Here is a 13,080-nt window from a genome sequence, read left to right on the forward strand (position 1 = left end):
GTGCGTGTCCGCAGTGCCGGGAAGTGTGCGGTCGGGATGGCCTCCGCGCCAATGGCGTTGCTCTTCCAACAACACGCTGAACGGAGCTGACTGGGATCTGGGGTAAGGTTCGTCCAACGATGTTGCTGTATACACAACACCAGGGAGGGTGGGGGTGACGACAGCGAGCGGAGCCGACACCAACGGGTGGCCGGCCGACAGGTCGACATCTGCCGAACGGGTCGCGGCTCTGCTGCTCGCCTTCGGGAAGGGGGGCGCGGGCAGCTACCACGGGGTCAGCGACCTCGCCCGCGCGGTCGGCCGCGAACGCAGCCAGGTCTCCCGCATGCTGCACGCCCTCGAACGCGGCGGGCTGGTCGAACAGGACCCGGTGAGCCGACGCTACCGGCTCGGCTGGTCGCTGCTCGTACTCGCCTCCGGCGCAGGCGACGCGGCACTGCTGCGCGCGGCCCGTCCGGTTCTGCGCAAGGTCGGCGCCCGCACTGGTGAGGTGGCGCTGCTCTCGGTCCAGCGGGGCAACCGCTCCTTGACCGTGCTGCGGGAGGAATCGGCCCAGTCACTGCGCGCCGGGGGCTGGGTAGGGCGCAGTTCCCCCATGCACTGCACCGCCTCCGGTCGCGCGCTGCTGTTCGACTCCGACGACGAACTGGTCGAGGCACTCACCGCCGACGATCTGCTCGCCCCGAGCCATGGCCTCGCCGTTCCCCGTAACCTTGACGAACTTCTGGCCCGGCTGCGTATCGAACGGGAACGTGGCTACGCGGTCGCCAGCGAGGAGGTCGAGATCGGTCTGACCTCGGTCGCTGTGCCCGTCCGCAACCCAGCGGGCGACTTGGTGGCGGTCGTCAACATCTCCGGCCCCACATCCCGGCTGATCACTCGGATCGACGAGGTGGCGCGTCGGCTGCGAGCCGCAGCCACCGCGCTCGAAACGGCCCTGGCCAACCCTCCTCGCCCCCCTCTCTCCCCACCAGGTAGCGAACTGACACGCTGAGCGAAAGGCTCGCCTGCTTCCAGGCAGTTGACCGCGACCGCGCGGTGCCCCCGGACGCCTCGTTAGGACTGTGTCGACAGGGACGACGGGAGAGGCGCGTGCCCCGAAAGGGGGTCTGCATGCGTCACACGCCTGAAGGGTGTCATTATTCCGAGCGGGCTGCTGAGCTGGGCGTTCTCTGTCGATGGTGAGGCAGTCGGGGCGGCGTGGTGTGGTACTCGTTGAGCAGTCCACCAAGGACTTGGCGGCGCCTGACTGCGCCAGCAGGTAGGGGGATGGTGTGCGGGTCGTCGTCGGGTGCTCGTATCGCGAGGCTGCGGTGGGCTCGTCCGGTGTTGTAGTGCTTGGCGTACGTGGTGAGGACGGTGTGCAGGTGTCGTTCGCCGGTGATGAGGAGGCGGTCGGTGCATTCTGCGCGGTCTGTGCGTATCCATCGTTCGGCGAACGCGTTTGACCGGGGGCTTTGTGGCGGTGTCGGGATGACGGCTGTGCCGTTGCCGGCGAAGACGGCGTCGAACGCGGTGGTGGCGCTGGATGAGCGCGACTGTCTCTTCCGGCAACGGCGGACGACCGGATCCGACCGTCGTCTGGCGCCACTTCCAGCGCACCAGACGGCGGTGCCAGGTCAGCAGGGTGCCCGGGGTGACCAGCCGATGGCGGCGTAAGACGGGTGGCAGGTGCCGTGCGAGCGCGGAGAACACCGCACGATCGGCCCAGCAGGACCAGAGAACCCTCCCGACCGACCGGTCAGACGATCTCCACCACGGACACCCGCCGCCGACCAGTCCGAGCACCCCCGAGCCCGCGCACACCAGCCCACGCGACCTGTACTTTTCACGATGCGCACGTCTCAATGCTGGTGGTGCCCGTAGCGCGGTGCCGCGACCAGAGTGCCTCTCCCGCGCGGGGGTGAAGGTGGAGACGTCTTGTCACGGCTCTGTAAGGGGCTTCGGGTCCGGTGTGTTGTGCGGCACTCATGCGCGTACCAGGAGGACCACCTCGCGTGCCGGGATGATGCCGTCAGCGCGGTCTTGAAGGGTGGTGATGCCGAGAGCGATGTCACGGCACGTCGCCTCGACTTCAATCCCGCCACTGCGGTCTGCGAGGGCTATGGCCGCCACCCTCAGTAGATCAGCGGCTTCTGGCTCTGCTCCGACACCACGGGCGACCATCTCCGCTCCCAGGGCAGCGATGCTGTTCGCCAGGCGGCGATCGCCCCTGGCCGAAGAGGGTTCGTGACCGCCGAAGAGCCGTCGTGCTTGTTCCGCCACCAAGTCGGGAAGGGACGTGAGGAGCTCTATGAGAAGTTCAGGGGACGAGGGGCGGATCAGTGCCTGACTCGAACTGATGTTGATCGAGGGGAAGGTGATGACGGGGTCGAAGGGAACACCGTGGCTGTAAACCTCACGGGCTGTACCAGTTAGTAAGTCGTGAAACTGCGGGTCAGTGTGCTGATACGGGAACCCGGTGCTTCTGTCGAAGTCCTCGATGGCGAGGGTTCCGTTCACGGCTCGCTCGTACACCCGCTCCAGGGACACCGACCAGGGATGAGACACGCCCTCCGGCGCCCAGCAGACCGGTGCCCGGTTGCTCCAGTCACGCGGAGGCTGGCTCCATAGGGAGCACGCCGGAGGCAGCAGCGGCTGCATGGCGGGATCGCATGCCTCGTCCCAGGTGGGCAGCCGGAAAATGGCAGAGCCGTCGAGCACGTCATTCACCCACCGGACCAGGGCCTCCGGCGCACCCGGCGGAATGCCGAGGAACGTGGTGCCGTAACTGGTGTTGGCGTCCTGTGACCGTGCAGGCCCCCTCTCCCACTCGTACCCTTCGGGGCGGAACTCCGGGTGGGCGTCGGTGAACAGACGGTAGACGTCTTGGTCGACCGGCAGCGCGCTGACCAGTACTCCGTCCGCCAGCCAGACGACCTGGCGCAGATGACGGGCGACCGTGGCTCCTGTCATCATCCGTCGACGCGGTGAGTCCGCCGGCGACTGCAGCGCTTCCAGGCGCAGTTGCTCCAGGCGCTGACCGAGCTCATGCGGCTTCTCCTGGGCCTCGTCGTAGCAGTCGAGCGCGAGCCCCAGTGCATCGGCCGTATCCAACTCAAGGCACGCCTCAATGATTTGAACAGGCGGGTTGACCGCCGACCACAGCAGAATGCTCTCGCGCCACCAGGCGTCGCTAATCCTCTGCTTCAGCAGGTGGCTCATCCCGTTTCGATGAATGTGGGATGCTGCCAGGTACTCCTGGAAGGTCTGGTGCGCGAAGCTGAATTGTCCGGGTTCGCGTTCGACCAGCAGTCCGGTGCGGGCGACGGATGTCAGGAAGGCGTCCGCCGACACACCCGGGAGTTCGCGGGCGAGCGCCGGAAGCAGCAGATCTGTGGCGAGCGGACCGCCAACGGGCAACGAGCGGGTATGATGGACCATCATCCCGTACGCCAGTTCCCGCAGCACTGTCTCACGCGTCGGTCCCGCGTCGGCGTCCTCCCAGAGCCCCTTGGCCTGGTGCCTGCGCCACAGCAGCACCTGGCAGATCTGGCCGTACAGCTCCGCCCTGGTGCCGGGCAGCGCTCCGAGGTAGCGGTGCACGTTGCAGAGCATGGTGAGCAGCAAGGGGTTGGAGGACAAGTCGTAGAGACTGGGCTGGGCGCGTAGCCGGTCGATGAGATCTGCAGCCGAGGCGTATGCCGCCGCGCCCGTGTTCCCGCTGCCCGAGAGGCGTTCAACGGCGCCGTACCAGCCGTGCACAAAGCGGCGGATCTGATCCGGCGTGAAGCGGCGGACCACGAGCACCTCGGCGCCGTCCATTGGCGCGGCGTCGTAACCCTGTGGCCGGGTGGTGAGCACCCAGCGGTTGTCCGGGTAGCGGGCGGCCTGGGTCTCTGCCCACCGCACCAAGCGCTGACGTGTGTGCGGGTCGGCGACCTCGTCCAGGCCGTCGAGCAGCACCACACAGCGGCCGTTCTCCAGGTGATCCTCGAACCATCCGGCGGGCGCGTCCCCCAAAGCGGCGGCCGAGAGCGTCAGCCGCGCGACGTCGGCCATTGTCAACCCCACACCAGCGACGCCGTCTCCGACTATCTGCTGAACGTGGTCGCGCAGGGTGACAAAGACCGGAAGCCAGCGCTTCGCCCGCCGCCGCTCCCGGCGTCGGGCGTACACAACCGTGGTGTGTTCCAGAAGCGTTGTCTTCCCCGTACCGGGAGCGCCGATGACGACCAGGGGCCGCAGGACTGGATGGTCCAGGATGTCCTGGAGAGATCTGCGCTCGCCGTCCGGAACCTCCTGCTCGGCGTCCGCGAGGGTGACGTTCCGCGCCTGGTGCAATGGGCTTGGCCTCAGGCTCACGTCGACGAACACGTCCTCGAGGCGAGGGTTCCGCGCCCCCTGGATGGTCAGGCCCTTGACGCCGCCGGCCGAGTGCCGCACGGCCAAATACCGACGATACCTTCGCTCGTACCGTGTGAGGCGCCCCAACAGCAGCCGCTCAGTCCCGTCAGCCACCCGCTTCGCCAGCCGGTTCTCCAGCTCCTTCGAAACGGCTGAGACGAACGCGAGGACAGCCAGCACCGCTTCATAGGCGAAGAGGAGTCCAACGGCTAATAGGGGATGACTCTCCACCTTCGGCCACAGCTGCGTTCCCACGACCAAGGGGGCGCCGACTCCAAGCCCCAGCAACCCCGCACGACCGATGGACAAGCCTTTGTCGCCCGCCACGGATCCCCCTGTCTAGCCACCGTGAAGTCTCCGCACAGCACTCAGCACACGGATATGAGACAGCATTTCATCACCTACCCATCGCCCAGCGCCTACAGTCCCTCGAACCTGCTCCGACCCCAGGGGGCGTTGACTGATCGTTTCAGAATGAATTGAGGTGCGGGTCTTGTCCTTGCTGATCTTGGTCGGCAGGCTGTCCCGAGTGCTTGCTGATCTTGTTCCTGACGGCCTATGGGAGCGGGTGGCTCGCCTGTTGCCGCCGGCTCCCGAGTGCCGCCGCCGCTATCCGGGGCGACTGCGTGTTCCGGACCGAACGGCACTCGCCGGCGTCATGTACGTGCGACGGACCGGTGTCGCCCGGTGTGGTGTCCCCGCGGAGACGGTGGGCTGCGCCGGGGGTGACGGCCTGGCGCCGGCTGCGGGACTGGACCGAGGTCGGCGTATGGCCCCGCCTGCACGCCGCCCTGCTCAACGAGTTGCGCCGCGCCGATCTGTTGGACCTGGACGACTGTGCCGTGGACGGCTCGCACGTCCGGACATTGAAAAGGGGGATCACGTCGGTCCCTCACCCGTCGACCGGGCCCGACCCGGCTCCAAGCACCACCTGATCGTCGACCGTCACGGGACCCCGCTCGCCGTCACACTCACCGGCGGCAAACCGGCACGATGTCACCCAGCTCCTGCCACTGCTGGATGACGCGCTCCCGCCGATCCGGGGCCTGCGAGGTCGCCCCCGCCGCCGGCCCCTGCGGCGGCGTGCGGCGACCGGTATCCGGGCCGCGGCGGGCCGTCCGGTCCGGGCGTGTCCGTGGTCGCACAGCGCTGGGGCTTCGCCCGCCCCACCCAATTCACCCGGGCTTTCCGGACGGCCTACGGCATGACATCCAGCGAATGGCAGGCGGCAGCTCGCGACGCCGACGCGACGGACTGACGCCGCGACTGACGCAGATCCGGCAGTGATGATTCCGATTTCTCGTATGATCGAAGGGCTCGTCATTCAGCTTTGTATATGAGGTCCCCCGATGGAGCTTCGGCATCTGCGTTACGCGCTCGTCCTCGCCGAGCATGAGCATTTCGGGCGTGCCGCCGCGGCTCTCGGGATTCAGCAGCCGCCGCTGTCCATGCAGATCAAGGCGCTGGAGACCGAGGTGGGGGTGCGGTTGTTCGAGCGCACCGGGCGAGGGGTGCATCCCACGCTGGCGGGCCAGGCGTTTCTCAAGCGGGCCCGGGAGGCGTTGGACCAGGTGACGCTGGCTGCGCGGGAGGCCGCGGACGCCGAGCGCGGGACGTCGGGGAGTCTGGCCATCGGCTTCCTCGGCACCGCGCTGGGGGCGGTGATGCCCGAGGTCTTCACCGTCTACCGCGAGCGTTTCCCCTATGTGCGGCTTCAGCTGCGGGAGATGCCGAGCATCGAGCAGGTGGACGCGCTGCTGCACGGCGACCTGGACGCGGGTTTCGTGTGCGGTCCGGTGCCGCGCAGTGCGCGTGAGCAATTGACGACGATCCCGGTCGCCCGGGAGTCGCTCGTGGCCGTGGTGGCGGCGGACCACGAGTTCGCCCGGGAGCCGTTGCTTTCGGCTGCCGCGTTGGAGGGGCAGCCGCTGGTGGTTCCGGCGCGGCGGAAGGAGACGGCGGCGTTCGAGGCGGCGTGGGCGATGTGCCGGGCAGCCGGCTTCGAGCCGCAAGACGTGACCGAGGTGAGCGGCCTGCACACGCTGCTCGGCTTCGTGGCGTGCGGCCTGGGTGTGGGCGTGGGGCCGGCGGGCATGCGCAGGTTCCGCCACGTGGGCACGACGATCGTGCCGATCGAGGCGACGGACGCGCGCCTGGACATCCATCTGGCGTTCCGCGGCCGGGACAAGGAGAGGGTGCTGCGGAACTTCCTGGCAGTGGTGCGCGGTCTGACGCCGGTGTGAGCCTGCTCTTCGGCCCGGTGCAGGCTCACACCTCGATGCGATCGGCGCGCAGGGTGGTCGGCGATCCGGTGTCAGCCGAGGAGCCGGGGCAGCAAGCGGGTGGCGTTGCGGGTGGTCAGTTCGCGCCAGGAGGAGGCGCCGGCGGGGGCGGGTGCCTGGTCGACATCGTCGACCTGGGTGGCGACGATGTGCGGCGGGGTCCAGCAGTAGTCGCTGCCGTACAGGATCCGGTCAGTGCCCACCAGGTCGGTGAGGGTGGGGATCTGGCGGGGGAAGGGGGTGCCGGCCATGTCGAACCAGACCCTGGAGAGCTGCTCCTGGAGGGTGGGGCCGTCGAGGTCGTAGCCGAAGATGCGGCGGCACAGCTCCATGCGGTCGGCGAGCAGCGGCAGCGCACCGCCGCCGTGGGGGAAGATCCACTGGATCGCCGGAAAGCGGCGCAGGACCCCGTTGAAGATCAGGTCGGAGGCGGTGCGGGTGGTCTCGAAGGGGAACTCCAGCATCGGGCGCGGGCGGCCGATGGCGATGTGGTCGGCACCGCACGGCGAGGTCGGGTGGAGGAAGACGACCGCGCCGCGGGCGTTCAGCTCGGCCCACAGCGGCTCGAACGCCGGGTCGCCGAGGTAGCGGCCCTCGGCGTTGGACTCCACCGCGACGCCGTCGGCGTGCAGGACGTCCAGCGCGTACGCCGTCTCGGCCAACGCGCCCTCGACATCCGGCAGCGGCAGCGAGGCGAACTGACCGAAACGCCCCGGGTGCCGTTCGGCAACCTCTGCGGCGAACTCGTTGGCCTCGCGCGTGACGCGCCGGGCGGTGGCATCCGCCTGGCCGAAGTGGGTGCCGGGGGAGGAGACGGACAGGAACGCGGTGGCGATGCGGTGCTCGTCCATCAGGGCCAGGTGTTCCTCGGCGCTCCAGCTCGCCCAGGCGGCCATGCCGTCCGGGTGGATGAGGCCGGCGTCGCGAGCGGCGGCTAGGTAGGCGTCGGTGACGAAGTGGGCGTGCACGTCGACGAGGCTGCCGGGGGTGAGATCGGGGGCCATGGCTCCTTCTTCCGGGTCGGTCACGTCAGGGATCAGCCGGAAACGGCTGCGTGGGCGCCATCGTGACCCCGGCGGACACGCCCCCGCGGGGCCCATATGTCGATCATGAAAGGTCTTTTAGCTCTCATATATGGCGGGTGAAACCGTGGCGGCGGCGGCGTTCCATGGCCGCCATGAACAACACCACCACGGCCCAGAGCCGAGAGACCGTATGGACCCACCGCACGGCGACGGTGGACGGAGTTGACCTGCACTATGTGCAGGCCGGAGACCAGAACGCGACACCGCTGGTGCTCGTGCACGGCTGGCCGGAGACCTGGTACGCCTGGCGCAAGGTCATCCCCGCCCTCGCCCAGCACTACCGCGTCTACGCCGTCGACCTGCCCGGCCTGGGCGACTCGGCCGCCCTGGCCGAGCCGGGCATCCGCACCGCCGCCGCCCTGCTGGACCGCTGGCGCGAGCAGCTGGGCCTGGGCGCGGTGCACGTGGTCGGCCACGACCTCGGCGGCATGACCTCCTACGCCTGGGCCGCACAGCAGCGCGAGGAGATCCGCAGCCTGTCCGTCCTCGGCGTCCCCCTGCACGGCTTCGGCCTGCAGGAGTTCATCAACCGCGCCGGACTGTGGCACTTCGGCCTCTTCGCCGTCCCCGGCCTGACCGAGCATCTGGCCGACGGCCGCGAGCGCCTGCTCCTCACCCACTTCTACGAGCACATCCACGCCGCGGACGCCGTGACCGAGGCCGACGTGGACGCGTACCTGCGCAGCTACGGCCGCCCCGGCGGGCTGGGTGCGAGCCTGGCCTACTACCGCAACTACACCGCCGACACCGAGGCGTTCACCGAATACGGCCGCCGCAGCCTCGCGATCCCCGTCCTGGGCGTCGGCGGTGACCACGCCGGAGGCCCGATCCCCGAGATCAGCCTCGCACAGGTCGCGGACGACGTCCGGGGCGCCGTACTCACCGACTGCGGCCACTTCCTCGCCGAGGAGCAGCCCGAGCAGCTGACCGACGTCCTGCTGGACTTCCTCACCGCCGTCGACAACAAGGGCACTGCTGAGCAGTAAGCCCCCCCGGGGCCGTCCGCAGCCGGGGCACGCCATCCACGCCATCACCGCACCGCCCCGGCCGACCGCCCGGGCGCGCCCCGGCAGCGCGGCCCCACATCCCCCTCTCGTCCCGCCACTCAGGGAGCCCACACCGCTGCCCGAAAGGGAGAATCTCGTCCACCACCGCCAGCAGACCTGCCGCCGCCCCTGCCCGGCCCGCCCGCACGAGTGGTTCACGCACCCGCGCGTTCCTGCTCTCCGCCACGGCCATCGCGACCGTCCAGGCCGCCTCCACCGCCCCCACCCCGCTCTTCGCGCTCTACCAGCAGGCATGGCACTTCTCCGACCCCGTCCTCACCGTCGTCTTCAGCGTTTCCGCCCTGGCCCTGCTCCTCTCCCTGCTCGCCACCGGCTCACTGTCCGAGCACCTCGGCCGCCGCCCGGTCATCGCCGCCTCCCTCGCCGTACTGGCCGTCGCGATGCTCATCCAGGTCCTCGCCCACGGCGTGCCCGAACTCCTCATCGCCCGCGTCCTGCAGTGCCTGGCCACCGGCACCGTGACCTCCGCGCTGAGCGCGTTGCTGCTCGACCTCGACGACTCACGCCGACCCGGGGCGCGCCGCACTCGTGAATGCCGTGGCCCCGGTCATCGGCATGGCGGCAGGGGTCCTGATCGCCGCGCTCACCGCCGCGTACGTGCCCGACCCGACGCGCACGATCCCGCTGCTGTTCCTCGCTCTGTTCGCGCTCCAGGCCGCCGCCACGGCAGTAGTCATCCCGGAAACAGCCCACCCCCACAAGGGAGCCCTCGCGGCCATGCGCCCACGCCTGGCCGTGCCACCCACCGCCCGCCGCGCCCTGGCGATCTCCGCACCACCGGTGGTGGCGGTCTGGGCGCTGGGCGGCCTCTACTCCTCCCTGGGCCCCCGCCTGCCGTCCCTGATCGCCCCGCACAGCGGAGCACTCACCGGCAACCTGGTCTTCCTCGCCTTCACCACCACCGCCGCCTGCACCGTGGCCGCCTGCCACGGCCGCCCAGCAGGCACCGTCATGCTCTGGGCCTGCAGCCTCCTGATCGCCGGGGTCGCACTGACGACGCTGAGCCTCCAACTGTCCTCGCTGGCCGGGGTTATCGCCGGCACCTGCCTGGCCGGCGCAGGATTCGGCGCGATCATGCATGGTGCGCTGAGTCTGCTGCTCAGCGGGGTGGACGCCGGCGAGCGGGCAGGCATCGTGGCCACGTACTACACCATCGGCTACTTCTCGCTCAGCGTCCCTACCATCGAGTCGGTGTTCTCGCGTAGCCGGGTGGTCGACGCGTCATGATGATCGACCGTGTTGCTGTGACTGGCCTACCTGGGACTGACCAACGCGTTCGCGTTGCTGCGTCATCGTGCTCCGCGACACCGTCCAAGAGCCGGCGGAAACGGCCTGACGCCGCCCGAACCCCCCTGCGACGCCGGAGACCGGCCAATTCGCGCCAGCCATAATGGGGCGACGTTTCCCGGATGAGACAGGAGCATCGGGTGGACATACCCGAGAACTTGACGCGCCGTTGGGCAAATCATGTGCGCGAGAAGGGGTGGAGCGAACGGACCGCGTTCCATGCCGACGGCCGGGCGTGGACCTTCGCGGAGGTGTTCGACGGGGCGGCGAGGGTGGCGGCCGGATACCGGTCGCACGGTCTGCGCACCGGTGACCGGGTGCTGCTCGCCTTGCCCGACAGTGTGGAGATGGTGTGGTGTCTGCTCGGCGCGTGGCAGGCGGGTCTCGTCGCGGTGCCGGTGAACGTCCAGATGAGCCGGGAGGATCTGACGCGCGACGTGGTCACGGCTGAACCGGCGCTTGTCGTGGTCGACCCGGAGACCGCCGGGTGGCTCGGGGACAGCGGGCCGGCTCCCACCAGCGAGGTCGGTCCGCTCGTGGCGGCAGAGCCGGAGGAGGTGTTCGCCACGGGCGGGGACGCCGCCGCGCTGGCCGTGTTCACCTCCGGCACCACCGGGGCGCCGAAGTTGTGCTTCTTCCGCCATCGCGACCTCGGCGCCCCACGCGCGCCTGGCCTGGTGAGCGGACCCGACACCGTCGGGCTCTCGGTGTCGCGCATGTACTTCGTGGGCGGGCTGAGCGCGTCGGTGTTCACCACCCTCGAAACCGGGCAGGCGGCCGTGTTGTCGCGGCCCCGCGCGACCCCGGCCGCCGCGGTCGAGCTCATGCGCCGCCACAACGTCACCGTCCTGTTCGCGCAGCCGAGCTTCCTGGCGCGGCTGCTGCTCGAACCCGGCCATGCCGAGGTACTGGGCAACGTCCGTCAGGCCTTCTGCGCCGGGGAAGTGCTCACCGCGCGGCTGCGCGAGCAGCTGGTCCCGATCATGGGCCCCCGGCTGCTCAATACCTACGGCACGACGGAAGCCGGTGGCATCGCCGTCGGCCCGCCCGCGGCCTACGACGTGCCGTCGGCGGTCGGTCCGCCCCTGCCCGGCAGGCCGGTACGTGTCGTCGACGCCGACGGACAGGAGCTGCCCACGGGCGGCAGGGGCGAGCTGCACATCCGCGTCCCCGTCGCCACCCGCGGCGTCGCCCGCGGCAGCCTCGGACCCGACATCCTGACCGACGTGTGGTGGCCGACCGGCGACCTGGCCTCCATCGACGAGAACGGTGTCGTGCACGCGCACGGCCGGCTCGACGACGTCGAGGTGATCGGCGGACAGAACGTGGTGCCGAGCGAGGTCGAACGCCTGCTGGAGAGCCACCCGCGCGTGCTGGAGGCGGCGGTCAGCTCCGTGCGGCGCCCGGCCGGGGATACGAGCCTGCGCGCCTACGTCGTCGCCGCCGCGGCACCCGGTTCGCCCGGCGAAGGGCCGGTGCGGGGTGACGACGCGCTCGCCGCCGAGTTGGTCGAGCTCGCCCGATCCACCCTGTCCTGGTACAAGGTTCCGCAGGACGTCGTATGGCTGGACGCACTGCCCCGCAACGGCAACGGCAAGGTGCTGCGCAGGGTACTCCGCGCACAGGGCGACGAGTTCGTCCAGCCCCATCGCCACTGTCCGGCGTCGAATGTGCCTCGAACATGAACACTCGGTTCGGCAAACACCGTGAGGACAAGGCGGCGTCCACGCAACGGCCTACTGCGCCGCCAACGAACCGATGGTCAGTCAGGAAGGCACCCAGGCCGACAAATTGAGGTTAACGGGACGAGATCGGCACGACGCGAACAAACGTGTTCAAGATCACGGGGAGACCGTGTTCAGCCGAGGTGGGCTTTCTGCGAGAGTCACGAAAATAGTCCTCGCACCGGTCAGGTGATCGACATTTCCGCTCAACCCTCGCAGCAGAGCACTCGATACCGGTTTGTCGTGCCGAGCATCGCGGCGTCGGTCGTGCCGCATACGCCGAAGGCCGTCCTCCCCTATCTGCAACTGGCGCGTATGCACGCGCCCATAGGCAGTTGGCTGTACCTCCTCCCCGGCCTGTGGGGGATCGCGCTCGCCTCGGCGGGGCTGCCCGACTGGCGCCAGGTGCTGCTGTTCACGGTCGGTGGGGTGCTGGTGCGCGGCTTCGGCTGCGTCGTCAACGACCTTGCCGACCGCAAGTTCGACGCCCGGGTGGCACGTACCGTCGCGCGGCCGCTCGTGGCCGGTACGGTCACGGTCACGGGAGCGCTTGTCTTCGCCGTGGTGCAGGCGGTGGCGGGGCTGCTCGTGCTGGCTGTGGCCAGCGTTCCGGCGGCGGTGTTCGTCGCCGCCTCCTATCCGCTGGTGGTCGCGTACCCGTTCATGAAGCGGATCACCTACTGGCCACAGGCCTGGCTGGGGATGGTCTTCGGCTGCTATATCCTCGCGGGTTGGCTCGCGGTGGCCGGGAGGATCGAGACTCCCGCGCTCCTGCTCTTCGTCGCCGGTGTCTTCTGGACGCTGGGGTACGACACGATCTACGCCCACCAGGACAAGGCGGACGACGTGCAGGTGGGGGTGAAGTCCCTCGCGCTGCGCCTCGGCAGGGCGACCCGGCCCTGGGTCGCCGGGTTTTACGGGGCGACCGTGGTCGGGATCGTGGCCGCCGGAGCCGTCGCCGATCTGCACTGGACGTTCTACGCGCTGTTTCTGCCGGGCGTGGCGCACCTGGCCTGGCAGGTGGTGACGGTGGACATCGACAACCCTGCCGACTGCCGGGACAAGTTCATGGCAAACCGTTTCTTCGGGTGGCTCGTGCTCGTCGCCATCGTTGCGGGGAGGGTCCTTTGAGGCGCGGCCACGCGGTCGCACCGGAGTGACGGCGGAGGAAACACATGTACTCAGGCCCCTGGTCCGTGCGCACGGAGTCGCGCAGCCTGGCCCAGTTCGTGGCGCTCCTGCGGGAGCC

General features: G+C 69.5%; 9 protein-coding genes and 2 pseudogenes. 8 read left to right on the forward strand and 3 right to left on the reverse strand.

All coding sequences use genetic code 11. The features are described from left to right. The first annotated feature begins 154 nt into the window (after positions 1–154). Positions 155–994, forward strand: coding sequence for an IclR family transcriptional regulator (locus tag BBH68_RS38260; protein WP_065968519.1), 840 nt, complete (start codon positions 155–157; stop codon positions 992–994). 145 nt (positions 995–1,139) lie between these two features. On the opposite strand, the gene BBH68_RS43890 is transcribed toward BBH68_RS38260, so the two are convergent. After that, positions 1,140–1,475 carry an integrase core domain-containing protein gene (locus BBH68_RS43890; RefSeq protein ID WP_342673170.1) on the reverse strand — a complete coding sequence of 112 codons (336 nt, stop codon included), beginning with the start codon at positions 1,473–1,475 and terminating at the stop codon, positions 1,140–1,142. A gap of 493 nt (positions 1,476–1,968) precedes the next feature. Then, positions 1,969–4,713 carry an NACHT domain-containing protein gene (locus tag BBH68_RS38265; RefSeq protein ID WP_065968520.1) on the reverse strand — a complete coding sequence of 915 codons (2,745 nt, stop codon included), beginning with the start codon at positions 4,711–4,713 and terminating at the stop codon, positions 1,969–1,971. A 202-nt stretch (positions 4,714–4,915) separates the two neighbouring features. Between BBH68_RS38265 and BBH68_RS42665 the strand changes: the two are divergent. Beyond that, positions 4,916–5,459, forward strand: a pseudogene (locus BBH68_RS42665) (IS5 family transposase); the annotation flags it as partial. Between the two features lie 276 nt (positions 5,460–5,735). Next, positions 5,736–6,629, forward strand: coding sequence for a LysR family transcriptional regulator (locus BBH68_RS38275; protein WP_065968521.1), 894 nt, complete (start codon positions 5,736–5,738; stop codon positions 6,627–6,629). A 71-nt stretch (positions 6,630–6,700) separates the two neighbouring features. Here the strand turns inward: BBH68_RS38275 and BBH68_RS38280 are convergent, their stop codons facing one another. Further along, complete coding sequence (locus tag BBH68_RS38280; RefSeq protein WP_065968522.1) at positions 6,701–7,672, reverse strand: amidohydrolase family protein; 972 nt, start codon at positions 7,670–7,672, stop codon at positions 6,701–6,703. 173 nt (positions 7,673–7,845) lie between these two features. On the opposite strand from BBH68_RS38280, the gene BBH68_RS38285 reads away from it, so the two are divergent. From BBH68_RS38285 to ubiA, 5 genes and pseudogenes are all read left to right on the forward strand, one after another. Next, entirely contained in the window at positions 7,846–8,739 is an 894-nt protein-coding gene (locus BBH68_RS38285) for an alpha/beta fold hydrolase (RefSeq protein ID WP_065968539.1), read from the forward strand. A gap of 251 nt (positions 8,740–8,990) precedes the next feature. After that, positions 8,991–9,254: pseudogene (locus BBH68_RS44680) on the forward strand (MFS transporter); the annotation flags it as partial. A gap of 121 nt (positions 9,255–9,375) precedes the next feature. Next, positions 9,376–10,047, forward strand: coding sequence for a hypothetical protein (locus BBH68_RS43900; RefSeq protein ID WP_245738534.1), 672 nt, complete (start codon positions 9,376–9,378; stop codon positions 10,045–10,047). Positions 10,048–10,289: 242 nt separating this feature from the next. Continuing rightward, positions 10,290–11,792, forward strand: coding sequence for a class I adenylate-forming enzyme family protein (locus tag BBH68_RS38295; RefSeq protein ID WP_065968524.1), 1,503 nt, complete (start codon positions 10,290–10,292; stop codon positions 11,790–11,792). Positions 11,793–12,020: 228 nt separating this feature from the next. Further along, a complete protein-coding gene (ubiA, locus tag BBH68_RS38300; RefSeq protein WP_245738535.1) occupies positions 12,021–12,962 on the forward strand; it encodes a 4-hydroxybenzoate octaprenyltransferase in 942 nt (313 codons plus the stop codon). Positions 12,963–13,080: the final 118 nt, after the last annotated feature.

It is taken from the genome of Streptomyces sparsogenes, assembly GCF_001704635.1.
GTDB lineage: Bacteria > Actinomycetota > Actinomycetes > Streptomycetales > Streptomycetaceae > Streptomyces > Streptomyces sparsogenes.

Excerpts from the sequence above, each read along its gene's own strand:
- BBH68_RS38280 (WP_065968522.1), bottom strand. The coding sequence starts at position 7,672 with ATGGCCCCCGATCTCACCCCCGGCAGCCTCGTCGACGTGCACGCCCAC.
- BBH68_RS38275 (WP_065968521.1), top strand. The coding sequence starts at position 5,736 with ATGGAGCTTCGGCATCTGCGTTACGCGCTCGTCCTCGCCGAGCATGAG.
- BBH68_RS38285 (WP_065968539.1), top strand. The coding sequence starts at position 7,846 with ATGAACAACACCACCACGGCCCAGAGCCGAGAGACCGTATGGACCCAC.
- BBH68_RS43900 (WP_245738534.1), top strand. The coding sequence starts at position 9,376 with ATGGCGGCAGGGGTCCTGATCGCCGCGCTCACCGCCGCGTACGTGCCC.